The sequence below is a fragment of the Rickettsia endosymbiont of Ceutorhynchus obstrictus genome, assembly GCF_964026565.1.
Taxonomy (GTDB): domain Bacteria; phylum Pseudomonadota; class Alphaproteobacteria; order Rickettsiales; family Rickettsiaceae; genus Rickettsia.
The window spans coordinates 935,238-958,161 of sequence record NZ_OZ032162.1 but is presented as its reverse complement, the minus strand read 5'-3'; the positions used below and the strand labels follow the sequence as shown (position 1 = coordinate 958,161).

The following is a 22,924-nucleotide window of genomic DNA, read 5'->3' as shown; positions in this document are numbered from 1 at the left end:
CTTTCTCTTTTGTACTTCTAATATAAACTAGCTCCCAGGTGCTGCGCTATTGTCTAAACTCATCAAACCACCTAATATAATAAGCTCGCCGTCTTCACTATTAATTGCTACATCTATTAAACGCGGGCTTAATTCATCAATCCGCTCGCCTATTTCCTTTAAGCTAAATTTTTCCATAGCAGCCCCTAGTAATTCCGGGTGATTCAAAAGCGACTTGTCATAAATTATTTCTTTTACTATAAATGTGATTATACTAGATTCTTTATTTATTTTTAATTCCAATAAATCGCATATATTTTTAAAACCTTTTTGTTGAGCTAAACTTAAAGCCGTATTGCCGTTATTAGTAACCTGATTAATAGCCTGCTCGGTCATTTTGGGTATTAATAGTTCACAAACCTTTTCTAAGCCTTTACTAGCAGCTAAAGTTAATGCTGTTTCATTGGTATCGGTAGCACGACTAATCTGCCGTGAATCCATCCAAAGAATCAACAACTCACATATTTTTGGTAAACCTCCTATGACAGCAGAAATTAATATAGTTTCTTTTTTTTCATTGGTAACATCAAAAACATTAGGGGGATTATCTGGATCACCTAGGTATAGTTTTGAGATAAATATATCACATACTGACTCCATGCCTTTCTCTGCTGCATAATGCAACAGTGTATTACCTTTATTATCGACTTCTCTAATTGGAAGTCCATGTCCTTTAGCTAAATTTTCTGCATCTTGTAGCCTATTTTCTCTTATTGCTAAAAATACTTTATCAAATGCTAAATTTTTATTTCTTTGTAAATATTCTTTAATTATTTTTGCTCTTTCATCTTCTATACGATAGCTAAAATTAAGTCCTATAATAGAAGTATTATTTTTAAGAGGTTCTATCAAATACTGTTCTCCTTCAATTCCTATTCTACCAATGCCAAGGTCAAGATACTGCAAAGTAGAATTACCTTTCAACACTTCTCCGAATACTTTTGCCCCTTCGTCTCCTATTTGATTGTCGCTAAGAATAACATTTCGCAAAATAGAATTACTTTTTAAAGCTTCCCCAATTATTTTTGCCCCTTCATCTCCTATTTGACTACTATAAAGGTTAAGATACCGCAAAGTAGAATTACTTTTTAAAGCTTCCCCAATTGCTTTTGCTCCTTCATCTCCTATTTGATTATCCCTTAATTCAAGAAATTTTAAAGCCTTGTTTATCTTTAAAGCTTCCCCAATTGCTTTTGCTCCTTCAGTTTTTATTTCATTATGATAAAGTATAAGTCTAGTAAGAACAGTATTGTTTTTTAATTCTTCCGCAAGTACCTTTGCTCCCTCATCTCCTATATTCCTATATGTAAGTTCAAGAATAGTATTGTTATTTCTTAAGCTATCAACGCAGGAAGTAAAACTTTTTTTCTCTAAAAAATCTATTAATAATTCCTTTGGCGTTTTAGTTAATTCTTCATCTGATTTTTTCGTTAATCCTTTCCGTACAAACATAATTACCTCTTTAGCTTGTGTTTATTAAAATCTGTTAACCATGAGTTAACCTTTATAGTTGCTAAAATAATTACAAGTATATCGGTAACAAGTCAAATAAAAAAAGATTAACAAATTAAAATATAACGTTAAAAAGTGGCGTTAAAAAGCGAAGTAATAACTAGGGAATATTATTATAAAATTTCAGTGGGGTTAGCTTAATCTAAATCTACTAGTCGTTTCTTTGAGAAATAGCCCGTAAAGTTCAGGATATTCAGTTTTGAAGGCTGGAAGGTCGAGGCTGCTACGATGGCAGTTTTTCCATGAGATAATGGGTTTGTTGTTCAGGGTTAGCGTATTATGTAACTATCATGTAGCTCATATTTTAAAATTACGTTTTTTCAGAAAATCTTTTAACAAGATGCATGTAAATATCTAAAGTTTCAAGTTCGTCTTTGTTAAAAATATATGGAATCTTTGCATAAATAAGGGTCTTTTGGTCTTTTTGATTTATTTTTTCATGCGGTAAAAATACATACAACCTGTGAACATAAGCAGGTTCAGTACTTAATTTCCTATCTAAAACTTTGTATAAAGCCGCTATATTTCTTTGCGGTTCAGATAAAAAGGCGGCAATAGAAGAATCTAATTTCTCTTTAAATAAAAAACTTAGTTCTTTATCTTCCTCTAGGTCTTGAATCGATATTATTCTCGCATCATCTAATTTAAAATAAAATTTAATGTCTTCAAAAAAAGAATCAGGATATTTTTGTGAATTTTGAAGCTCGAAGTTTTTAGTAAGTTTATTATCAAGAAATTTTTTGTCTAAATAAAATTGGATTATTCTCAAGTCATTCTCTACTATTTTTTTCTTGTAATGCAACAATTGAATAATAAGAATTACAATTGTGGCAATAAGAGCGGCAAATAATATCGGATATAAAATATTTATTTGATTAAGCATATTTTTAACGGCTACTGATATAAATAACCTATAGTAATATAATTTATTATTATTTCAACTTAATTTATTTATTTTCTATCTTAGGAAGTTAAAATTACGTATGAACAAATAATATTTAAATAGCAACATAATTACAGCTAATAGATTTTATTCCTTTCACTTCTAAAAAAATCGAGATTAAAAAATTAAGAAAAGTCCCATACGTGTATAATTGTTACTAGTAATAGTATAATACACTACTACTTTAAATAATCTATTTTGAGAAGGTAATTTAAGAATGGTATAGTTTTATTAATTAATTTTTTGGCAACAAATATTGAAAAATAAGCAAATAGCATAAAACTATAAGTTTATAAATTATGAGTTTTTTTATGAAAGAAAAAAGGAATGTAATAGCTGACACGGATCAATACAAAATAGCTGTGGAAATGTGTAGTAAACTAATAGCAAAGAAAAAAATTCATTCAGAAGTTATTGGGAAAGGAGGGGAAAGTATATTTAATCTTAAAACATACAAAGAAGGAATAAGTACGTTTATGGAAGCATTAAAGCTGGATTCAGAAAATGCTGAAACATTAAAAGAGAAAGAAGAATCTATAAAAAGGGAAGCAATAGATGCATACGATAAAACAATTGCATTTTTAGAATCAGCAATTAAGCAAAAACAAAATGCAGAATATTATAATGTACAAGGGAATGAATTATATAATTCAGGAAGATATGAAGAGGCGATTATAGTTTTTGATGAAGCGATAGGTTTAAAACCGCATGCCATGTACTACTATAATAAGGGGAATGCGTTACATTCACTAGAAAAGAACGAAGAAGCATTAATAGCATATGAAAAAGCGGTTGAGCTAAAGCCGGATTATGCTGAAGCTTATGATGGTAAAGGGAATGTATTACAATCATTAGGTAAAAATAAGGAAGCAATTAAATTATATGATAAAGCAATAAGCTTGAAGGAAGATTATGCAGAAAGTTACAGTAATAAAGGAAACGCTTTATTTCATCTTAGAAAATATGATGAAGCACTTGAGGCTTATAATAAAGCAATAGAGCTGAAACCTAAATTTACAGGAGCAATTTTTAATAAAAAACAAGTATTATACTATTTAGCAAATAAAAAAGATATGCCAGGGAAGGCAATAGATTTTCTAAAAAAAATAATTAAAAGTGATCAATGGGTGAAGAGATGAAAAACCATATAACAGAAGAAGAAACAAATTACTTTAATCAAGGGTATGCTTTGTATAATCTTGGAAAATATGAAGAGGCAGTTGTAGCTTTTGATAAAGCGATTGAGTTAGAGAATCAAGATATAATGGGAACTGCTTACATGTGTAAGGGTGTAGCATTATCTTTAGCAGAAAAAGAAGATATGGCGTTGCTTGCATATGAAAAGGCTATAAGTAAGTGCTGTGCCGGAGTTTACTATTGTAAAGGGCTATTATTATTTAATTCAGGGGAATTGGACGAGGCATTATTAGCTTATGAAAGTGAGGAAAAGAGAAAACACAGCCACCTAAATGTGTTGTCTAATATTATGGATGATACGAAAAAAGCTAATGAGCATGATGATCGCAGAATTAAGGAAATTGATGAAAAATTAAAAGCACCTCTAAATGAGAATGTTAAAAAAGATTTAGAACAAGAAAAGCAGGAATATCAACAAAGAAAAGAGGAAAGAAATAAAGCTTTAAACAAACGGCTTGAACCCATTAACAAAAAAATAGATGAGGAAAGGGAAGCACTTTTAAAATTAGCAGAAAAGTCACCTGATTTTGCTAAAGCAAAAATAGAAAAACATATTGAACAATATGATAAACAATATAAAGCACAAATTGAGAATAACCCTGACTATCAGGAATTAAAAAAATTACAAGAAATAATAAAGAAAGTAGAGCCTCAAACAGAATTAGGCACAGCAAAAAGAAATATACCACCCCCTCTCTCCTCTACTAAGGTAGAAAATGAGGATACTTCAAAAAACATTAAAGATCAACCCTCCAAAAACTCAAATCACGAAGTCATAAAAGTAAAAAATAAACCGAACTCTAGCATTGCAGAAAATTTGTTAAAAGGAAAAATAAACGGCAAAATTTCAGATGAAGCAGTAAAAGTAATGGAATGGACCTCCCTATATACAGAATCAATAACAGTAGTTATAGTTCTAGAATAGGAAATTAATCCTAGACAACAATAAGGAGGTCCAAATGGAAGTTAACACAATTGGCATAGATATTGCAAAAAGAATTTTTCAAATACATGGAGTAGATAAAAACGGCAAGACAATATTAAAGAAAAAATTGATTAGGGATCAAGTATTAAGCTTTATAGCTAATTTACCAAAATGTTTAGTAGGAATGGAGGCATGCGGCGGAGCTAATTATTGGGGAAGAGAAATAACAAAATTAGGACATGAGGTTAAATTGATAGCACCACAATTTGTAAAACCATATGTTAAAACTAATAAGAACGACCAAGCTGATGCAGAAGCAATATGCGAAGCAGTAGCGAGACCAAATATGAGATTTGTACCAATCAAAAGTGTAGAGCAGCAGGATATTTTATCAATTCATAGAATAAGAGCAAGGCTAGTAAGAAATCGTACTGCACTAGCTAATGAGATTAGAGGATTATTGTATGAATTTGGCTTAATTATTCCACAAGGGATAAATAAAGTTATCAGTAAATTAACAGAGATTTTAGATAGTGAAACTTTAAGCCGTCTTAGTTATCAAACGTTTAGCGAGTTGAAAGAAGAATTTGTAGATAATGATAAAAAAATAATAGAGTTAGAAAAAAGATTAAAAATACTAGCAGGTGAGTTAGAAGAATATAAACGATTAACAGCTATACCCGGTATAGGTTTAATTACTGCTACAGCATTAATAGCTTCGATAGGTAATGCAAAAAATTTTAGTAATGGTAGACAATTATCAACTTGGCTTGGTTTAGTACCAAAACAATATTCGAGTGGAGGTAAAGAAAGGTTACTTAGTATAAGCAAGAGAGGTGATACTTATTTACGTACTTTATTAATTCAAGGAGCAAGAGCGGTATTAAATGCTAAGCTAAGGTTTACAACTGAAGCACAAAAAAATAAAAAAGATTTTAGTAAATTTACTAAATGGATGTTTAATTTATTAGAACGATGTGGGCATAATAAAACTACTGTTGCAATAGCGAATAAATTAGCACGAGTAGTATTTGCAGTATTACGCACCGGCAATGATTATAATGAAACTAAAGTTTGTAACTGATAAGTTAACAAAATTTAGTAAATAAAATATTAATAAGTATTACTCTAAAATAGAGACTAATATATTCCAACCTGAAATATGCGTGAGATAATAATATTGATGGTAAATAAGACAAACCTTAACCTACAAAAAAACTGATTACCGCACAGGCTCTAATGAAGCCGGAAAAGTGATAAGTAAAAGTTAGTAGGTAGCGAATTCCATCAGGGCTAATTGATAAATTTAAAGTGATAAATTTAAAGTAATTTATCAATTATAAGCCGAATACATGACTGCATTTGCTTGTTGACTATTAAATATTATTTTTTTCTTGCATTATTGGGGAGGTCCATACATGCGGTAAAACAAATTAAAAATGGTACCGAAGTAAATACTGCACCGTTTAAATTTCCTATAGCACCTGGACCAAGCCCGAATATGCAAAGACTGGCTAATAAAACAAAAGGTATTGAATAAAAATAAGGAGAATGATTATGCCATTTAGATTTAAAAGAGTTAATATGTCTACCCTTTCTAAAAATGATTATCAAGTAGTAGATAATTGTTTAAGTCAAAATTACGCTCGAAAAGGAAATTTTCAAAAAATTAGAGAGACATATTTAGATGATAGAAAATGTGAACAACATGAATTATATTTAACCGATCCAGAAGCAAGAGAAATAAGAGAAAAGGGGTTTGAAGATACTGCGTGGGATTTATTCTTAAATTTTACTATAGGAGTCAAAGAAACCTCTTTTTATCTAGCATCAAGCTACATAAACGGTTATGGTGTTAATCGAGATGAGTTTTTAAGTAACTTAACCTTAGCTGTAGGTATCAAGCTTGGGGATGAGCGATCAATTAAACTATTAGAAGGTGAGCCGCCACTTCCTTCAAACACTCAGCAATTTGCCGATAAATGTATTGCTCAAATCAAGAAACATGAAGCAGGCGTAAAAAATAGAGATGTTAGTTGCGAAGAAATAATGGCTAGAGCTAAAGCTTTCGACTATTTTATAAGTAAAAATTCCGGTCATTCTTATTGTGAAACCATACATACTAAAAATGATATAGGAATGAAATCTTTTGCATACTATGTAGAGCCAATTGAAGATAGTATGTCAGCTAATAATAACGCTGTTAAGCCTATGGGGCAAGAAGGTGCTAAAGAGCATTGCGAAATATCCTAAGCCTACCTCAAAAAATTTCTGATTCTTATGAAGCGTTTAAGCCACGCTTCATTTTTTTATCGTGAAACGCAAAATTTTTTATTGACTTTTAACAGAAAAAATATAACTTCTTTGCAATTTAATAAAAATGTAAAGAAATTGTTAAGATATGAGAAAGAGCAAAGAAGCTTAACAAAAGAAGAAAAAGAAGCAATAGGTATTTTATCTATAGGTACTTTTTTAGAATATTTTGATCTAATGCTTTACGTACATATGGCGGTATTGCTTAATGAGCTATTTTTTTCTCCAGATAATTCTTTTTCTGATACTTTAATTACTTCTTTTGCTTTTTGTTCTACATTTATCTTTCGTCCTGTCGGTGCCTTAATTTTTGGTTGGATAGGGGATAGTATAGGTCGTAAATCTACAGTTATTATTACAGCTTTTTTGATGGCTATTTCTTGTCTTATTATGGCTAATTTATCTCCATATGCCAAAATAGGGATTACTGCCTCATGGTTAGTAACAATATGCCGTATTATTCAAGGTATATCGTCTATGGGAGAAATAGTCGGTGCAGAACTTTATTTAACTGAAACAATTAACCCTCCTATCCAATACCCAGCAGTCGCACTAATGTCTATTTTTGCCAGTGTAGGTTCTGCGGTTGCGTTAGGTATCGCTTCCCTAGTTACATCATTTGATTTTAATTGGCGTATGGCTTTTTGGTTTGGAGCAGGGGTTGCATTAATTGGGACAACTGCTAGGACAGCCCTTAGAGAAACACCAGAATTTGCAGACGCAAAACGATATATGAAAAAGACTTTGGAAAAGTTAAATGTAGATGAGAAAATATTACAAAATAACTTAATATGGAATAAAAAAGTTAATAAAAAAACTATTTTGTCATTCTTTTTAATACAATGCATATGGCCTGTGTGTTTTTACGTAGCTTACATTTATTGCGGTAATATATTGAAAACTTCTTTTGGATATATTATTTGCTACTCTTTGGGCTTGTAAGTATTCAGTATTAGCGACATCTTGCAAGTAATACAGCATAATCTTTTTAATTTTCTGCATTACTGTTAAATATCGAGGTTTATCTAACTTATTTTCTTTATGTAAATTATAAAGCCTAAATATCGTATCAGTTACGCAAAGAAGGTCTGAACCAATTTTAGCAAGAGAGGCATTGTGACTATGAGCGAATCTTTTAAAATCTCTACGCAAATGAGCTAAACATATTTGACGATTGCTGCTGTCAAACATATTATAAGCCGCATATCTATCGCTTATTATTTTCCCTTCATATTCAGGTAAAAAACTTTCTAATATCTTTTGTCCTCTTGAATTAGCTAGCTTAAATACCGTAAAAGCTTTGTTCGTAGCTACCCAGCACCAATGTTTACTACCTTTATTACTAGAACTTGTCTCGTCTAAATGAAGGTAACTGCTTTCTTCAATTTTATTCAATAATTCATTATATTTATCTTCTAACTTAACTGATATTCTGTTCTCCGTATTTGAGATCAAGCCAAGACTAATATCAAGGTTAAATATTTGGTTTAATATTGATTGTACTTCTCTCTTACTATTATTAAAGAATCCACTTAAAGAACTAATTATACTTTCAGCGTTCTTCCCTAATAATCGGTAATTATCTAGTTTTGCTTTATATCTTCTATTACATAAAGAGCATACTTTCCTATACAACCTATATTCCGTAACAACCAGCTTGATAATAGGAATTTCTATTTTTTGATGGGTTCTATATTTTTCTTCTAATAACAATGAACCACCGCACTTACAAATCTCTTCATCGGGCATAATATCAACATTGATATCTGACGTTTTTATTTGATAAGCGTTATATTTATGACCTGCTTGTCCCCCGGGATTTTTATCACTCTTGGGTCTTGTCTTCTTCTCTATCCGGTATATATCTTTAGAGCTAGGAAGACCAGAGTTGCTAGAATTCTTATTTAGCCTATCTTCCAACTCTATTAGCTTAATCTTTAATTCTTTATTTTCTTGTAAAAGCCGTTGATTGGTTACTTCTAGTAATTCTACTAGCTTTTCTAACTCTATAATTCGATCGGATAGAACATTATTCATTGATGCTCCTACTTATTCTTGTCCTATCTATTTCTATACAATTCTATAACCTTTTTCAACTCCTTATTTATTTTTTATTTATATCCGTGAACGCTCACAAATATATCTTAATCATTGTTAAGCTTTTCTATTTATATGATAAAATACTCATATAAGATTATTATTTAGAATTTAAAAGAAGCTATACTTGCATCATACATTAAATATTAATAAAAAGTTATTGAGTAATATATCAAACTTGATATATTACCTATATGAAAAAATGGACTATAGAATTTATAAATAAAGTTGCAGAAAAAGAAGTAAAGAAGCTTACTTACGATCTGCAAGCCGATTTTTTATATGTATGCGAATTGCTTATTGAATTTAGCCCACATAATGTAGGGATGCCACATACAAGAAATATAGAAGGCAAATTTTGGGAATTAAGGTTACGTGGTAAAGATAATATAGCAAGATCAATATATTATTTAGCTATAGATAAGAAAATAGTTATATTGCACACATTTATCAAAAAAACGGAAAAAACCCCTAAAGCTGCCATTTTAATAGCTAAAACTAGATTAAAGGAAGGTTGTTATGAAAAACTTTGAGGAATTTAAAAAAGAGTTATTATAGGGTATTAGGAAGAATTGTGCGTAAATACACGCTAAGAAATTTATTTGCTATTTGATTAAACTTCTATCCAATACATATTCTCCGTATAAAATAATATTATCCCAGCCAATTGGACTAATGTGAGGTAACATTGCTAAATGTCGCTCATCCAATTCATTGCCATAGATTTTGATAATATGGGTAATCTCTTTTGCTTGCCAGTAAATAATGCAAGCGATGATGAGGGTTAAGCAGCTACAAGTATTGCGCTGTGCTTGTAAATCGTTAGCACTAATACGCCCCCGTTTGCCATAGCCTACCTCTCGTGCAAGTTGGTGTAATTATTCTCCTTTTAAGAGACCTCGCCGTCTATTTTGCCGTAGCAGCGGATCGGACATATAAGTTAAAATATTTTCTGTTTTAAAAATACGTCCTACCTCACGGTTTGCACGGTAAAAGTGATTCTTGGGACTAAAGCCAGTCAAGCGTTTTAGTGCTGTAGAGGCAGTTGTGTGTCCACTTGCTAAGGATGCATAAAAATGCCCTATCTTGTCCCATTGATCTTCAATCCAATCCATGCGAATTAATTTATCTTTACCTGCAACTAGAAACTAAGCTGCCGTAATTTTTGGTTTCATCTATTCGGTAAAGCCGTTGATGCTGTATACCACGGATACGTGCTGACAATTTTTTGCCTATCATAGCAAAGCCAGCGTAGTTGATTTCGGTATAGCCATGAGAATCCACATAATGCTCTTCAATGACTAAATCGCTTTCATTATACAATATGCCGTCCATCACATAAGGTGAATCTCTGTCTGTACACTCAATCGGAAGACTAAAATATGGTGCATAATTGTCAGCGACAAAGGTATAAAACTCTAGAGCAAAATCACGGAATTTTGTGCTATATGTCTGTTGTAACGTACGTCGTGAGTAAGAATAGCGTTGAGCATCGCTGCTAGATGTTTTGCCATCGCCCCATTGCTTACTAATATCAAGATTAGTGATAGCATTTACAATCATGGCAAGTGCAGAACGCTGTGTTTCTTCAGTGAGTTGCCAGTCGGTAATATGGCTAATTTGATCGTAGGTTACACCTTCCGTTAATCTTGCCATGGTGTATGGACCAATGAAACAGCCATGTGCCATAATGCTAACCAAAATCGCACAAACATCATCAACCTGACGGTTGCTTTGCTGGTGCGGAAGCATGAATCCTTTTGTAAAACCTAAATCATTATCTACTTCAATCAGTAACTGTGGTAGCTTGATGGAACGCATATATTTTTTAAGCCAAGTTTGTAAGGTATTCAGCGATTCTTTTTCCTCAGGTAAGTTTTCTTCTGTTGGATCAATGGATAATGCCCACTTGCCATTTTCCACTTTAGCATAGGTGTTATATGACTCAGTGGCTAAAAATGTATCAAAAGCCTTATTTAATCGCTCTGTTAAGTAAACTTTAACGCTTTGTGGATTTTCAGGTAATCCTGCTCTCTTAAAAAAAGCTATCCGTTCTTTCTTCCACTCTGTACAGGGCATAAAAAAATTATCAAAATTGCCAAAGCGTTTACTATCTTTGACCGTCAGGTTACCTATTTTAATTTCATCACGGATACTGGTCAATAAAGCAGATTCCCATGCCGGTTTATCCAATATACCTTGCGGTTTTACCAATGATCTTAATTTTTTAGGAATAAAATCGATTGGGGCATCGTCTGGCAATTTACGTTTTTGTTGCTGATTCAGCTCATGCAGTAGTTCGATCGCTTTAAGCAAATTGGTCGCTCGTTCTCCTTTAGCTTCAAATTTTAAATGCGCAATTAATGCAGGTGAGAATTGGCGCAAATAACTAAATCGTTCCACTACCAAGTGAAAGAGATGACTGAATTTACCTGTGAGCCAAGCTTGAGAGGTTAAAAGGTGCTGTTCCAAGGTTTCACGATTTACTTGGTTAAGAATAGCTTTTCGTAATTTAGTATCTTCAATAGAGCTATCCAATACAAGCTCTGCAATAGTGTTGAGTAAAACCTGCCCTTGCTTAAAATGCTTGCGCTGTTTTCTTAGTGCCTCATCCATTTGCATATCTGCACGGTTATACACTTTCAGCATTAATTTATGGTGCATATCTATAATGTAGTCAATTGTATCTAGATTTAACTGTTTTAAAAAACAAATCAGTGCAGTATAACGATAGGAGGCTTGCAAATCTCTTAAACGTTTAGCAGAACAACGTAGGACATATTTAGTGAGGCTACGTTGATAGTTGTTATTCAGCCAGTTGGTATCTAGCTTAGCGATATCAATAACATGAATTAATTCCAATTTTTGGGTCAATGCTATAAGTGCTTTTGGAGAAGGCTTGGCAGGCGGCTGCTTTAACTGCTGCAAAGGAGATATGCGAGATTCATCTGTTTTAAGTAAGTCATCTAAGTGCTTAGATTGTACTTCAGTTAGATTTGTCAGTATTTTATCATAAATAAACTGCCGTGCTTTTTGCCTTTGCATGATAATTAACCGTTCTAACGTATCACGTGCAGGTTGTAAAATACATTGTTCTTTTAAAAATTGCTCTGCCTTGATCAATAAAATACTGACATGGTCCGTACGCTGTGCTTCAATAAATAAAAATTCACTGACTTGAGCAATAGCAGACTTATCAAAACTACTCAGCCTTAAATAATCACGAATTTGTTGTTGATGTTCCGAAACTGTTTGCTGGCGTTTTTGATAGGCATTGATGAGTTCTGTTTTGATACCAAGCTGTAAAACAGCAAATGTGATTATCTGTGGCTGAATTTCCAATAAAGCTTGATTAGGAAAATAATTAAAGACCTTAACAAACATGAGTTGATAAGCAAAACCTAGACGGTTATGTTGACCTCGGCATTTTTGAATCACACTTCTATCTTGCTCGGATAATGTAGCAAGCTGAATAACAACTGATTCTGGTAATGCTTTAACGATTTCTTGATTATTCAAATTTTACTTCCTAAAAAATTTCTTTTAAAATCGCTCAAAAAACGAGCGTTTTTTAAGTAGTTGCAGATAGCTTGTTTTAAGCACCTAATTTCCACTTAAAAACTCATTGAAAAAATAACGCTAAGTTTGATATTATGCCAGTAAGTTTTTAAGCAAACAAATAAAATAATATTGTACTATGCTAATTGGCTATATGCGTATCTCTAAAAATGATGGTTCACAAATTTTCGATTTACAACGAGATGCTCTTATTTCTGCAGGTGTAAGTGAGGAACGTCTCTATCAAGACATTGCTTCCGGTAAAAAAGAAGCAAGATTGGGTTTACAAGCTTGTCTCAAAGCTTTGCAACCAGGTAATATTCTAGTAGTATGGAAGCTTGATCGTTTAGGTCGTGATTTAAAACATTTGATTACTATTATAGACGAATTACGTCAGCGTAATATTGGCTTTAAAGTTTTAGCAGGACATGGTACTCAAATTGATACTACCTCTGCTAATGGTAGATTAATATTTGGATTATTTGCAACACTTGCTGAATATGAACGAGAATTAATTATCGAGCGAACTCATGCAGGATTAAAAGCAGCACGTGCTAGAGGTCGTTTAGGAGGACGCCCTCGTAAAATGACTGCTTCTACTTTACGTATTGCATCAGCCGCCATGGCAGACCCAAATACTATTGCCTTTGAAATAGCTAAGCAACTTAATATAACCACTGCAACACTTTATACTTATGTAAATAGTGATGGCTCATTAAAAGAGCCAGGAAAAAAGCTGTTACCTTTAACAGCTTGATTTCTTAAACCTGTCCCTTAGCGTGTATTTACGCACGATTCTTCCTAATACCTTTAATTCAGAAGAAACAGTTTAACCCAAGCTTATAATAATATCTTACTAGCTTGAATATTTTTTAATTTTTCTTCGATAAGTTATTACTAAAAAGAAACCAAAGAGATTTTTTAAAATCTGATATTCAAGATATTAATAAGCAAATAGAAGATGCTGAAGATCAATATTTTTGCTATAAAATACTTTCAACTTATGATAAAGATAGCTGTTGATTAATAGTAGGTTATTGATTAATGATTAAACTACTAAACTTTAGAAAGGGATTATTTACGTGATTGAAACGCCTCAATTTTTTATAGATGATTATCATACATGGTTAAAAGATAAAACAGATTGGCAGCAATTAACAAATTGCATAGAGATCACTACTCCCTACCTTGATCGGCATAATGATTATATCCAAATTTATCTAAAGCAGGAAAAAAACTATTATATCCTGACTGATGATAGTTATACTCTTGAAGATTTAGAGCAATCAGGATATGCATTGGACTCTCCCGCTAGACAAAAATTTTTAGAAACGACACTTAACGGCTTTGGAATAGAGAGGAACGACAACGAATTATTTACCGAAATTAACCATCGGAATTTTGCCTTAAATAAACATAACCTTATCCAAGCAATTTTAGCTATCAATGAAATTCAATAAAAATTAATTTGGATAATCTAAAGTACTTGCTTTACAGACAAGCTTAGTTTTTGGGCAACAAGAGCGTTTAGACTTATTTTTGCTTTAGTCGCTTCAAGTGTAAGAGCTCGATGAATACGCTTATCAATCCGAATATTAAACTGTCCACTGTACCCTTTCCTAGCAGGAGCTAAAGGAATAGGATTATTATGGCTTAAATAACTTTCTTTCATAACTTTCCAGGCTTCTTGTAATTCTTGTAAAGCTTTTTCTGGCGAATATCCAAAAGCTGAAACATTTGGAAGTTCCTCAAAACGAGCTAGCCACTCGTCTTCTTCATCTTTAAAAAGCTCTATTGTAAAGCCATCAAATTCATCAGTTGTTTTCATTTTTACCTTCCTCTTTTACAATACTTAAAAATTGTTGAACCTGATACCCTTTAGCCATTCCATTACGCATCTGAATAGAAAGCCGCATACCTTTTGGAGAATACCAAATTTGATGGCTTCCCCTTTGTCTATCTTTGACCCAACCGCATTGTATCATTAAAGTATGAAGCTCAGAAAAATCTAATCCTGAAGGATTTCGTTCAGCTTTGCTAAAAAGTTTTTTGTGTTGGCTCATATTGTAACTATATATAGTTATACTTAGTGTGTCAATAATGTGTTAGTAGTGTTATATTAATAAATAAAATCATTCTTCAGGAAAAAAAACAAGAGTAAGAGGGTGATAAGCCCTCTTACTCTCACCCTCTATATGAACTATGAGCATGGAAAATTATAGAAGATAACATTAAAGCATAAATAGTAAAAATTCACAAAGTGCGCACTTAGAGCTTATCTGTAAAGAAAAATTAAGGTATAGGGTGTAGAAAATAAAGGAAAGAAATGTTATAAAGCTAGCAAAAAGGCTAGAAAAATATGAGTTATCCGAATGATTTAAAAGACGAAGAGTGGGAAATAGTAAAAGAGTATTTTGGTAGTAAGAAAAAAGGATGAAGAATAAAAGTAGATAGAAGAGCAATAGTAAACGCAATATTCTATCAGAGTCGAACCGGCTGTCAGTGGCGATATTTACCAAGAGAATATCCAAATTATAAAACAGTTAACGAGTATTATAATAAATGGAATCGTAGTGGATTATGGCAAAAAATAAATGAAGATTTGGTATCAAGATGCCGAGTTTTGAAGGGGAAAAAAACCAAAACCGACAATAGGGATAATTGATTGGCAAACAGTTAAGAATACGCAATGCAGTGAAGAAAAAGGGTATGATGCGGGCAAAAAAATCAAAGGGGTAAAACGTCATATAATAACAGATACGAATGGCTTAATACTAACAGTTAATGTGCATTCAGCAAGTGTACAGGATAGAGATGGTGCTAAAGATAGCTTAGTTAAAGCAAAGGACAAATATCCATCCATTGAAAGATTTTTTGCTGATGGAGGATATAGTGGAAATTTGCAAAATTGGTGTTTTTTGAATACAAAATCATTGTTATCTGTAGTAAAGAGAAAAGCGGAAAAATTTGAAATTCTGCCCATTAGGTGGATAGTGGAGCGTACTTTTGGTTGGTTGAACAATTTTAGAAGATTGAGTAAACATTACGAACATACTATTAAATCTGCTACTAATCAGATTTATATTGCTTTAATCCGATTGATGCTTAATAGATTAAACCCTTAATAGATATTTACAGACAAGCTCTAAGTTAGAGGGAACTATAACTGCTACTTTTACACAGTCATTTATCCCCGGTATCGGCTTAAAGCTATTTTCTTCACCCTCGATATTATCAATACGCTTTAATGCAAATCCCCATTTAACCGACAAGACATTTTCTTCAATTGCAGCTTCGACAAATTCCTCGCAAAGATTCTCGGCTTTATTAGCAGCATTGCCGCCGGAAATATTACCCTGAATATTACTATTTGAACCTAACAATACTAATGCTTTGCGGATTATTTCTTCTTTCATAGCTTACAAATTTTACTTTAATAATAACGGCTCCAATGCATCAACTACAATATTTGCCGTATTATCGACATTACGACATTGCGCTCCAATCATCTGCCGTGGGACTATACTTGCATGCACTGCGCCGTTAAAATGCGCATCATCTGCTGCTGCCTGCCAATGTTCTCCCGTATGTCCTGCAACATCAGCCGGCTCTAAGCATTTAATGCAAACTATTTGCCCCTCTTCCGTACGAGTAGCCCCAAAGCTTTCGGAATAGTATAAACTCGGTGCATAGTGATATTGCACTAACCTATCTATTTGCCGCTCCACCGATCCCGTAACAGTGCCGAACCTTATAGAGCTTTCCGTAAAGGCGTAACAATCTCTTATGGAGTTGGTCGTACCTCTTATGCCTCCTAGCATCTCGGTAATGATAAAATTAAAGCCGACAAATGAGTTTATTTCCCCGCTTACTAAGGCTTTAACGCTGTTATAATCGTAGCTTGTTACTTGGCTATCTCGGAGTAAATTGCCGATTTGATGAGAGGAGCAAACTAAATAATATTTTTCATCTGCACCGAAACTGTGTTTTTTAAGTAATTGTTGAGTTTTAAGTAGTTTCTCGACTGTTAATCCGCCGGTTCGCATTGCTTCCTTGGCGTTTGCTCCTTGCTGTCCGTTATGAACGCCTGCTAAGCTATTTGCATGCAGTGCAAGCGTAGTATCAACCAGCTTAACACCGACCGGAATAACGTTATTTGCTACGTCAAAGTAAATAATATTTTGCCCCGTTCTACCGCCGTTAACAGGCGAGGCAAAGCTATTGATAATAATTTGATCTTGTTTCCTACCTATTGCCCAGCCTGCAAGTTTTGGGAATTTACTGGTCGGATCGCTAAGCAGATTAAGCTTATCGTTTCTATCCATGGCAGCCGTCCAATAATAGGCTTGCGCTGTTGCTTGGCGTCTAGTAATTCTTGGAGTTTTAAATTCGGTTAATTTTTCAAGTTTATTCTCATTACCGTCACCGGGTTCATGATAGCCTGCTGCCGTTCTATGTCTCGGCAAAGCTTCGTGAGTGTGCATCGTTTCAAATTGGATGACTTCCGTCTCTTGAGTTTCATTTGTAACGAACTTACGGAGTTTTGAGCCTTCTTGTTGAATAACGAGTCCGATATTGCGAGCGAATTGCTCTTTTAGACCATCGGTAATTTGTTCCATGTTTGTAACCTCTTAAAATTGTTAAACCTAAATAATTAAATATCCGGATATTAAAATATCTTGATATTAATACGTTGATAATTATTTGTGGCTTCTTTTTAAAAGGTTACCGCTATGTTAGCGACCTTACGAGAAGTTATCACTCGTGATTTATCACTTCTTATTGTAAGCAATATCGTATAATTGCTCCATCTGATTCACTGCTTCAGTGTGACCGGTATGATTTTTATCTTTAAATTTTACCATAAAACCCTCATCGGATTCAAGTCTTTTAATCTCTTTTAATGCCGATTCCGCTCCTGTAATTATAGGCTTCTCTGTTCCTGTTATAAGTGAATCGGATTTTAACGTTTCGCCGACTTTAACGAGCAAGTCTACCAGGGCAGGAGAGTAGCTTGATTCTTCTATTAATCCCGCCAATTCTTTCGTTCCGAATTTAGACAAAGCCGCCTGCATCACCTGCATTTTACTATCAAAACCGTCATTATAATGCTTTTTTAACCAATCTATATTTGAACGGCGCAATCCCTCTATTTCTTCCTGCTGTTTTTTTTGTAGATCCATCGAGAAATTATACAAGCTGCCGAGCAGCTTCTCTCCCTGCCTTTTGCTCAGACCGCTTTGGTAAAACATCTCTTCATATTGCTTTAAATACTCTTCATCTTCCGTAGTTCTTTTATCAGTATATTTTTTATCTTCAGGCAAACCTAAACGAGCATAAAACTTATTCCATTCTTCATCAGCTGCATCATTCTTTGGAATAGCAACACGACTATTTAAGCCCTTCTCGGCTTCCAAATAGCTGCTTGCCAACGAGGAAACATCTTTAAACTTACTCAACGATTCTGCTTTTTGCAGATCTTCCGGCAAAGCCCCAAGCCATGACGTACTAGCTGCTTCCCCGATATTATCACTTTGTAATTCTTGTTGCTCTTCTACCATATTTTTTATTCCTAATCAAAAAAATTTTGCTTATTCAATCTTTTTACTATAAATAATTCTTGCATGTTGAATTGTTTAATGGTAAAGTAAAAGTACGTCGTGACTGCGTCGTCTAGCAGGATTGGGCTTTTAGCCCGACACGACGCCTTACTATTCCTTAGGAAACCTTACCAACCCATATCCTTCCACCTCACCGTTTTCTGATCTTCTTAGAGTTGTTGAAAATTGATTGAAAAATCTTTCATCATTTGATTTTACAAATCTTAATGTTGCGCCCGCTACCAAATCTGCAAATTGTATTCCAACACTTAAGTGAGAAGGAGCAATAAACACACCTTCTATTAAGTTATCATGACCAAAATTTATCTCTTCGCCATCCGTTAAAAGTGACGCGTGTAATTCTTGGAGACGTTTATCATCATTAGGCGCACGATGGTCACAAACTACTATTCCGTTTATTTTTTGTCCCGCCACTTGGCTTATATCTCGTAAATAATAATTAAATCTTTCTATTATTTGTTTATATGCATTCCAATATATATCATTAGGAGTTTTTATTTTTTCAAGTTTATAAGCTTTATTTACTTCTGTTATAACGCACATAGTCTTTATTGATTTATAGCGTCTTAAAACTGTAAATAAATTATTTCTTATTAATTCCTTTTCTTCTACTGTTAAATGACTTAAAGAATGTTTTTTTAATTCTTTATTGTGTGGTGCAAAGTATCGCCATTTGATTTCACCATTTATTTTAAATTTTTTCTTTATACGTTCTAGATCAGCTTTTATTTTATGCCAAAATTCTTCCGGTATTATTACTCCTCCTAATACAAAAAATGGTGATTCTTCATTTTTATTTATAGGTAAAGTTACTCCTGATTCATCAATAAATAACGTATGCATTAGTTATTTCCTTCTATATTATTAACGTTATTTTCCAGCTGTGAACAGATATATAAAAATAGCGATCTCTGTCCTTCTAAATAAGCCGTGTGCCGATCATTATCGACTATAAAGTTGCTGCGATACATGCCGCTCATATTTGCCAGATCTTCTAAGATCATTTTACCATCATTTGAGGTAAAAATTCTACTATAAATTTGTGTTAAATCTTTTGCCTTTTGAATTACTATATTTATATCAGAATTAATTTGCTCGCTTTGAGAGTTATTTGTTTCAATTAGAATTTTCATAATCTACTTATATTTTAAATTAAATCAATCTATTTTTTATTGTATCGGTAATTGCGATTGCTGAGCTTGCATTTGCTGTACCTGAGCCATTTTCCGTTGCTGTCTGATTTGCATTACTTCTTTGTCGGGTCTAAGAGGCTATCAGTAAATAAGTGTTAACAAATCAGTTTATTAAGCATTAACCGAATCATAGCAATATAAATCTGATTAGTAGCAGATTTGACAGTATGTTCGTAATGTTTACTTAACCTTCTGAAATTATTTAACCAACCAAAAGTACGCTCTACTATCCATCTAATCGGTAAGATTTCAAATTTTTCTGATTTTCTCTTTACTATAGATAACTATGACGCTTTATTCCTTTTATCTTTTTACCGGCATCATACCCTTTTACTTCACTTCTTTGCGTATTCTTAATTGATTGCGAATCAATTATTCCAATTCTCGGATTTGCTTTTTTTCCCCATTGATTCTCGGCATCTTGAAACCAGTTCTTCATTTATCTTTTGCCATAATCCTCTACGATTCCATTTATTATAATATTCATTAACTATTTTATAATTTGGATATTCTTTTGGTAAATATCGCCACTGACACCCTGTACGGCTCTGATAAAATATTGCATTTACTATTGATCTTCTATCTATTTTTATTTTCCTTCCTTTCTTCTTATAGGCAAAATATTCTTTTATTATTTCCCACTCTTCATCCCCTAATTCACTTGGATAGCTCATAATTCTTTTGCTTTTTTGCTACCTTGTATAACATTTCTTCTTCTATTTTTCTACTATTTATTCTTTAATTTTTATTTACTGATAGGCTCTAATTAGCGGATTTAAAAACTCCGTTTCAATTCTGCCGACCATCGGCGACATCATCCGCATTTGCTCCTCATTCCTTATTTGTACTTCCGTCGCCGTCATTTCCTTATTTTCCTTCTGCATGCGAAATATATCAATATAAGAAGCCTTAAATATCGCATCTCGGCATTTATCTTGTTGCAGCTCCGTACACATAGGATTTTCCACCCTATTTAGTGGGCTTATCTTGTCAAGCGTGCCGTTGCGAAAAAAATTACTTGCTCCCGGCGTATCACGAAGCGGCAAGTGATAGCCGTCCTTCGGTATTAACCAAGAAGGTTGCTCCTGTTTTTGTACAACTTGTATGCCGGTTTTTCTAAAGGAATTTAACAGCTTAATATCCGGTAAAACGTGATGAGCAGGCGCATAGCCGTATACTTCACCTTCCTCCTTAATCCACCTGGTGACGAAAAACGGAAAGTAGGAATAACCGGACTCGGAGATAATTTTTTGCTCAGCTAAATAAATATATTCCGAGCTATAGCCGTGCTGATTGGTTTTACGATTAGTTTTGCTCTTTTCATTGGCAGGAGCTACGATATGTAATATCTCTATTTGTTCATCGGGGTCTTTTAGTAGCTTCTCTTTAAACGGCGCAAAGTCAGACCATTTGTTTGCCGCCGTCTTGACGTTCACCGTAAAAAGTCGATACATCGAATTAACAAAGCCGTATTTATCTTCTTCAAAATAACATTCTTTTAGACTAATATTGCGAAAAAACAGCCCTGACCGCAAATCCGGCTCTTCTTCGACATAAAATATACTAGTGCCAAATGCAGCAAGATTTAAAAAAAACTCGTGTATTTGATTATAAAAATTCGATCCCGGATTATTAAAAATATTTAAGATAGTGTTTTCTATCGTCTCCAACCATAATTTAACTTCCGGTAGCTCGTTTAATGGTTGTTCATCCTCGCTACCTTCTTGCTCTAACAAATTAATATTAAACCATTTAATAGCTCGATTAACCATTAAACTTTGCAAGCCTGAAGCTAATTGCTCCCTTGACCAAATAGAGGTTGAATCAAATATTTCCTTATTGCCGGTGGTTTGCGGACAGACATATTTTTTTAATTCGTCCCACACGGCGTTCCATTTCTCTCGTTTGGTCTTTAGCGTCTCAAAATATTCTATTTTATTACTTAATTCATCACGCATAACTATTTACTCTTTGGGAATAGGGATAATTTGTATTTGCTCTTAAATAAGGTGTTCCTAAACTTCTCGATACTTTTTTAAGTTTCTTCAAAAAATTCATATCATATAATACTTCCGAGCTGTATTTTTTGCCGTCTGCCGAAGTCATTTGCGGTAGCCCTAAACTTAAAGACTCAATATCTCCGAGCGAGGCAATTTTACCTAACGACTCCCCAAGCTGCGGCAAATCCTGTAATTTCGGTATTGTCGGCATATTAAAATGCGATAGCGATTGTTTTAAGCCGCCAAGCTCCGGAATTGCGGTTTTGTTACCGAATAAATCCTGCTGCCGTGAGAAAGGCGTATTACCGTATCCTCTTGCTCCTCTCTCAAACGTTGCTCTCTCAAGTCCTCCAAGACTTTTGCCTTTATTCATCATATTCATATAATGACCGATACCGAGTAAAGGTGCGGCATATTGTAACCCCGTTCCGAGTGACCCAAGCATAGAAGCACCGAAAGACCCGGATGTAGCAGCTGCACCTGCCGTAGCTCCGGTTGTTGCTGCTGCTCCGGTCGCACTACCCGCGGCAGCGGCAGGAGCAAGATACATACCTGCACCGAATGTTAAAGCTGCAAGTGCTGCTCCTTGCGTCAAACCCGTTAGCCTGTTAGCTTTTTTAAGTTTATTTGCCCGAAAACCTACCGCATTTCCCAAATTATCTAAATGTGCTTGGGCGCTATTGCTGTAATTATCTAACTGACTATTTAGGTTTTCAGTCTGTGATTTATGGCTGTTATATTCATTTTCTAATCTTTGTTGTTCATTCTGATAATTGCGGATAACATTCTCTAGTGTACTGCGAGCATTATTAAAATTGCCGGTATCTTGTAATAGCCTATTTTGTTGCGAGCTATAGGAGGACAACCTATTTTCTAAATTAGCTTTTTCACTCTCAAGCCCCGTATGCTCTTTGGTTATGGCGTCCATCTGCTGCCTTATGTTATTCTCTGCTTGCTCTCGCTGCTTCTTTAAATTATCCACGCTAGCGTGATATTTATTTATCTCGCCGCCGGCTTCTTCTTCGGTTAAACCTCTAAGCCTATCCTTTTGCTGTAAAACCGACTCGAACATTGATTGGAAATTACCCGGCAGCTTCTGCATTTCGCTTATTTTACCGGCAAGCGACGGAGCTTTACTTTTAAAAGCTTCAAAGGCTGCCTGCAATTCGTTTGCTTCCGATCCTAAACTTGTTTTTTGCTGCTCTAGATTTTGTAAGCCTCGTTGATATTGCTCCGCCTGCCGGTGTAAATGCCCGCTACTTTGTCCATGCTGATATTTTTGTTGCTCGATACTTTGCAATCTCTGTGCCGATTCGTATAATTGGTTGCTTAAATTATCAATAGCCGTTTGTGCTTCCGAGGCATAGCTGTTATATTCATTTAAGGCATTGTTATAATGGAATTTTTGCCTCTCGGTTTCTCTACCGGTTAAGTACTTGCCGCCCGGTACGTATTTACTTATCGCTCCGGTAATTGCCTTAAACGGCTTTTTAAATATTCCTCCCATATTTAAACTCTTAATTTCT

General features: G+C 33.9%; 27 protein-coding genes and 1 pseudogene. 11 read left to right on the top strand and 17 right to left on the bottom strand.

Annotated features, from left to right (window positions below; all coding sequences use genetic code 11):
* Nucleotides 1-27: 27 nt before the first annotated feature.
* A complete protein-coding gene (locus AAGD64_RS05410; protein ID WP_341792654.1) occupies nt 28-1,491 on the bottom strand; it encodes an ankyrin repeat domain-containing protein in 1,464 nt (487 codons plus the stop codon).
* 370 nt (nt 1,492-1,861) lie between these two features.
* A complete protein-coding gene (locus AAGD64_RS05405; protein WP_341792653.1) occupies nt 1,862-2,434 on the bottom strand; it encodes a hypothetical protein in 573 nt (190 codons plus the stop codon).
* Between the two features lie 371 nt (nt 2,435-2,805).
* Between AAGD64_RS05405 and AAGD64_RS05400 the strand changes: the two genes are divergently transcribed.
* The 6 genes from AAGD64_RS05400 to AAGD64_RS05375 all read left to right on the top strand — a co-directional run bounded on the left by AAGD64_RS05400 (nt 2,806) and on the right by AAGD64_RS05375 (nt 7,871).
* On the top strand, nt 2,806-3,633 hold the full coding sequence (locus AAGD64_RS05400) for a tetratricopeptide repeat protein (protein ID WP_341792652.1): 828 nt from the start codon (nt 2,806-2,808) through the stop codon (nt 3,631-3,633).
* Nucleotides 3,618-4,616, top strand: a complete 999-nt coding sequence (locus tag AAGD64_RS05395; protein ID WP_341792651.1) for a tetratricopeptide repeat protein — start codon at nt 3,618-3,620, stop codon at nt 4,614-4,616. Before AAGD64_RS05400 ends, AAGD64_RS05395 begins: the two co-directional genes overlap by 16 nt.
* 34 nt (nt 4,617-4,650) lie before the next feature.
* Nucleotides 4,651-5,700, top strand: coding sequence for an IS110 family transposase (locus AAGD64_RS05390; RefSeq protein ID WP_341792650.1), 1,050 nt, complete (start codon nt 4,651-4,653; stop codon nt 5,698-5,700).
* A gap of 318 nt (nt 5,701-6,018) precedes the next feature.
* Nucleotides 6,019-6,156, top strand: coding sequence for a hypothetical protein (locus AAGD64_RS05385; RefSeq protein ID WP_341792649.1), 138 nt, complete (start codon nt 6,019-6,021; stop codon nt 6,154-6,156).
* 17 nt (nt 6,157-6,173) lie between these two features.
* Complete coding sequence (locus AAGD64_RS05380) at nt 6,174-6,869, top strand: hypothetical protein (protein WP_341792648.1); 696 nt, start codon at nt 6,174-6,176, stop codon at nt 6,867-6,869.
* Nucleotides 6,870-6,896: 27 nt separating this feature from the next.
* Nucleotides 6,897-7,871 carry an MFS transporter gene (locus AAGD64_RS05375; protein WP_341792647.1) on the top strand — a complete coding sequence of 325 codons (975 nt, stop codon included), beginning with the start codon at nt 6,897-6,899 and terminating at the stop codon, nt 7,869-7,871.
* Here the strand turns inward: AAGD64_RS05375 and AAGD64_RS05370 are convergent.
* Nucleotides 7,764-8,966: an IS66 family transposase gene (locus tag AAGD64_RS05370; RefSeq protein WP_341792646.1), complete on the bottom strand. Its 1,203-nt coding sequence runs from the start codon at nt 8,964-8,966 to the stop codon at nt 7,764-7,766. The genes AAGD64_RS05375 and AAGD64_RS05370 overlap by 108 nt on opposite strands.
* 254 nt (nt 8,967-9,220) lie before the next feature.
* Between AAGD64_RS05370 and AAGD64_RS05365 the strand changes: the two genes are divergently transcribed.
* Nucleotides 9,221-9,559, top strand: a complete 339-nt coding sequence (locus tag AAGD64_RS05365; RefSeq protein ID WP_341792645.1) for a type II toxin-antitoxin system RelE/ParE family toxin — start codon at nt 9,221-9,223, stop codon at nt 9,557-9,559.
* A 72-nt stretch (nt 9,560-9,631) separates the two neighbouring features.
* Here the strand turns inward: AAGD64_RS05365 and AAGD64_RS05360 are convergent.
* Both AAGD64_RS05360 and AAGD64_RS05355 read right to left on the bottom strand, forming a co-directional pair.
* Nucleotides 9,632-10,141: pseudogene (locus AAGD64_RS05360) on the bottom strand (Tn3 family transposase).
* 16 nt (nt 10,142-10,157) lie between these two features.
* Nucleotides 10,158-12,545 (bottom strand): Tn3 family transposase, encoded by a 2,388-nt coding sequence (locus AAGD64_RS05355; protein ID WP_341792643.1) that lies wholly within the window; start codon nt 12,543-12,545, stop codon nt 10,158-10,160.
* Nucleotides 12,546-12,723: 178 nt separating this feature from the next.
* Between AAGD64_RS05355 and AAGD64_RS05350 the strand changes: the two genes are divergently transcribed.
* The gene (locus tag AAGD64_RS05350; RefSeq protein WP_341792642.1) at nt 12,724-13,341 is read left to right on the top strand and encodes a recombinase family protein; all 618 of its coding nucleotides are present in this window, start codon (nt 12,724-12,726) and stop codon (nt 13,339-13,341) included.
* Between the two features lie 325 nt (nt 13,342-13,666).
* A complete protein-coding gene (locus AAGD64_RS05345; RefSeq protein ID WP_341792641.1) occupies nt 13,667-14,044 on the top strand; it encodes a DUF1828 domain-containing protein in 378 nt (125 codons plus the stop codon).
* Between the two features lie 17 nt (nt 14,045-14,061).
* Here the strand turns inward: AAGD64_RS05345 and AAGD64_RS05340 are convergent, their stop codons facing one another.
* Together AAGD64_RS05340 and AAGD64_RS05335 are read right to left on the bottom strand one after the other, a co-directional pair.
* Nucleotides 14,062-14,412, bottom strand: coding sequence for a toxin-antitoxin system HicB family antitoxin (locus tag AAGD64_RS05340; protein ID WP_253307672.1), 351 nt, complete (start codon nt 14,410-14,412; stop codon nt 14,062-14,064).
* Nucleotides 14,399-14,647 (bottom strand): type II toxin-antitoxin system HicA family toxin, encoded by a 249-nt coding sequence (locus tag AAGD64_RS05335; RefSeq protein ID WP_253307673.1) that lies wholly within the window; start codon nt 14,645-14,647, stop codon nt 14,399-14,401. Before AAGD64_RS05335 ends, AAGD64_RS05340 begins: the two co-directional genes overlap by 14 nt.
* 377 nt (nt 14,648-15,024) lie before the next feature.
* On the opposite strand from AAGD64_RS05335, the gene AAGD64_RS10600 reads away from it, so the two are divergent.
* Entirely contained in the window at nt 15,025-15,249 is a 225-nt protein-coding gene (locus AAGD64_RS10600; protein WP_410526090.1) for a transposase, read from the top strand.
* The gene (locus AAGD64_RS05330; protein ID WP_341794164.1) at nt 15,236-15,709 is read left to right on the top strand and encodes an IS5 family transposase; all 474 of its coding nucleotides are present in this window, start codon (nt 15,236-15,238) and stop codon (nt 15,707-15,709) included. Before AAGD64_RS10600 ends, AAGD64_RS05330 begins: the two co-directional genes overlap by 14 nt.
* Here the strand turns inward: AAGD64_RS05330 and AAGD64_RS05325 are convergent.
* The 10 genes from AAGD64_RS05325 to AAGD64_RS05290 all read right to left on the bottom strand — a co-directional run bounded on the left by AAGD64_RS05325 (nt 15,698) and on the right by AAGD64_RS05290 (nt 22,905).
* Nucleotides 15,698-16,000 (bottom strand): hypothetical protein, encoded by a 303-nt coding sequence (locus AAGD64_RS05325; protein ID WP_341792640.1) that lies wholly within the window; start codon nt 15,998-16,000, stop codon nt 15,698-15,700. The genes AAGD64_RS05330 and AAGD64_RS05325 overlap by 12 nt on opposite strands.
* Before the next feature lie 12 nt (nt 16,001-16,012).
* Nucleotides 16,013-17,203 carry a phage capsid protein gene (locus AAGD64_RS05320; protein WP_341792639.1) on the bottom strand — a complete coding sequence of 397 codons (1,191 nt, stop codon included), beginning with the start codon at nt 17,201-17,203 and terminating at the stop codon, nt 16,013-16,015.
* 153 nt (nt 17,204-17,356) lie between these two features.
* Nucleotides 17,357-18,145 (bottom strand): hypothetical protein, encoded by a 789-nt coding sequence (locus AAGD64_RS05315; RefSeq protein ID WP_341792638.1) that lies wholly within the window; start codon nt 18,143-18,145, stop codon nt 17,357-17,359.
* 150 nt (nt 18,146-18,295) lie between these two features.
* Nucleotides 18,296-19,048 carry a DUF3800 domain-containing protein gene (locus tag AAGD64_RS05310; RefSeq protein ID WP_341792637.1) on the bottom strand — a complete coding sequence of 251 codons (753 nt, stop codon included), beginning with the start codon at nt 19,046-19,048 and terminating at the stop codon, nt 18,296-18,298.
* Entirely contained in the window at nt 19,048-19,338 is a 291-nt protein-coding gene (locus AAGD64_RS05305; protein ID WP_341792636.1) for a hypothetical protein, read from the bottom strand. The genes AAGD64_RS05310 and AAGD64_RS05305 overlap by 1 nt, the downstream gene beginning before the upstream one ends.
* A gap of 155 nt (nt 19,339-19,493) precedes the next feature.
* A complete protein-coding gene (locus AAGD64_RS10595) occupies nt 19,494-19,628 on the bottom strand; it encodes a transposase (RefSeq protein WP_410526089.1) in 135 nt (44 codons plus the stop codon).
* Between the two features lie 44 nt (nt 19,629-19,672).
* Complete coding sequence (locus tag AAGD64_RS10590; protein ID WP_410526063.1) at nt 19,673-19,837, bottom strand: transposase; 165 nt, start codon at nt 19,835-19,837, stop codon at nt 19,673-19,675.
* Nucleotides 19,767-20,072: a transposase gene (locus AAGD64_RS05300; RefSeq protein ID WP_253307783.1), complete on the bottom strand. Its 306-nt coding sequence runs from the start codon at nt 20,070-20,072 to the stop codon at nt 19,767-19,769. The genes AAGD64_RS10590 and AAGD64_RS05300 overlap by 71 nt, the downstream gene beginning before the upstream one ends.
* 75 nt (nt 20,073-20,147) lie before the next feature.
* Complete coding sequence (locus tag AAGD64_RS05295; RefSeq protein ID WP_341792635.1) at nt 20,148-21,356, bottom strand: portal protein; 1,209 nt, start codon at nt 21,354-21,356, stop codon at nt 20,148-20,150.
* Nucleotides 21,349-22,905: a hypothetical protein gene (locus AAGD64_RS05290; RefSeq protein WP_341792634.1), complete on the bottom strand. Its 1,557-nt coding sequence runs from the start codon at nt 22,903-22,905 to the stop codon at nt 21,349-21,351. The genes AAGD64_RS05295 and AAGD64_RS05290 overlap by 8 nt, the downstream gene beginning before the upstream one ends.
* Between the last annotated feature and the right edge of the window lie 19 nt (nt 22,906-22,924).

Bases quoted from the DNA above. Each gene is read 5' to 3' on its own strand.
- AAGD64_RS05300 (WP_253307783.1), bottom strand. From the start codon at position 20,072: ATGAGCTATCCAAGTGAATTAGGGGATGAAGAGTGGGAAATAATAAAA.
- AAGD64_RS05305 (WP_341792636.1), bottom strand. From the start codon at position 19,338: ATGAAAATTCTAATTGAAACAAATAACTCTCAAAGCGAGCAAATTAAT.
- AAGD64_RS05365 (WP_341792645.1), top strand. From the start codon at position 9,221: ATGAAAAAATGGACTATAGAATTTATAAATAAAGTTGCAGAAAAAGAA.
- AAGD64_RS05335 (WP_253307673.1), bottom strand. From the start codon at position 14,647: ATGAGCCAACACAAAAAACTTTTTAGCAAAGCTGAACGAAATCCTTCA.
- AAGD64_RS05375 (WP_341792647.1), top strand. From the start codon at position 6,897: ATGAAGCGTTTAAGCCACGCTTCATTTTTTTATCGTGAAACGCAAAAT.
- AAGD64_RS05400 (WP_341792652.1), top strand. From the start codon at position 2,806: ATGAAAGAAAAAAGGAATGTAATAGCTGACACGGATCAATACAAAATA.
- AAGD64_RS05310 (WP_341792637.1), bottom strand. From the start codon at position 19,048: ATGCATACGTTATTTATTGATGAATCAGGAGTAACTTTACCTATAAAT.
- AAGD64_RS05320 (WP_341792639.1), bottom strand. From the start codon at position 17,203: ATGGAACAAATTACCGATGGTCTAAAAGAGCAATTCGCTCGCAATATC.
- AAGD64_RS05405 (WP_341792653.1), bottom strand. From the start codon at position 2,434: ATGCTTAATCAAATAAATATTTTATATCCGATATTATTTGCCGCTCTT.
- AAGD64_RS05295 (WP_341792635.1), bottom strand. From the start codon at position 21,356: ATGCGTGATGAATTAAGTAATAAAATAGAATATTTTGAGACGCTAAAG.
- AAGD64_RS05390 (WP_341792650.1), top strand. From the start codon at position 4,651: ATGGAAGTTAACACAATTGGCATAGATATTGCAAAAAGAATTTTTCAA.
- AAGD64_RS05370 (WP_341792646.1), bottom strand. From the start codon at position 8,966: ATGAATAATGTTCTATCCGATCGAATTATAGAGTTAGAAAAGCTAGTA.
- AAGD64_RS05315 (WP_341792638.1), bottom strand. From the start codon at position 18,145: ATGGTAGAAGAGCAACAAGAATTACAAAGTGATAATATCGGGGAAGCA.
- AAGD64_RS05380 (WP_341792648.1), top strand. From the start codon at position 6,174: ATGCCATTTAGATTTAAAAGAGTTAATATGTCTACCCTTTCTAAAAAT.
- AAGD64_RS05290 (WP_341792634.1), bottom strand. From the start codon at position 22,905: ATGGGAGGAATATTTAAAAAGCCGTTTAAGGCAATTACCGGAGCGATA.
- AAGD64_RS05340 (WP_253307672.1), bottom strand. From the start codon at position 14,412: ATGAAAACAACTGATGAATTTGATGGCTTTACAATAGAGCTTTTTAAA.
- AAGD64_RS10590 (WP_410526063.1), bottom strand. From the start codon at position 19,837: ATGAAGAACTGGTTTCAAGATGCCGAGAATCAATGGGGAAAAAAAGCA.
- AAGD64_RS05395 (WP_341792651.1), top strand. From the start codon at position 3,618: ATGGGTGAAGAGATGAAAAACCATATAACAGAAGAAGAAACAAATTAC.
- AAGD64_RS05350 (WP_341792642.1), top strand. From the start codon at position 12,724: ATGCTAATTGGCTATATGCGTATCTCTAAAAATGATGGTTCACAAATT.
- AAGD64_RS05410 (WP_341792654.1), bottom strand. From the start codon at position 1,491: ATGTTTGTACGGAAAGGATTAACGAAAAAATCAGATGAAGAATTAACT.
- AAGD64_RS05325 (WP_341792640.1), bottom strand. From the start codon at position 16,000: ATGAAAGAAGAAATAATCCGCAAAGCATTAGTATTGTTAGGTTCAAAT.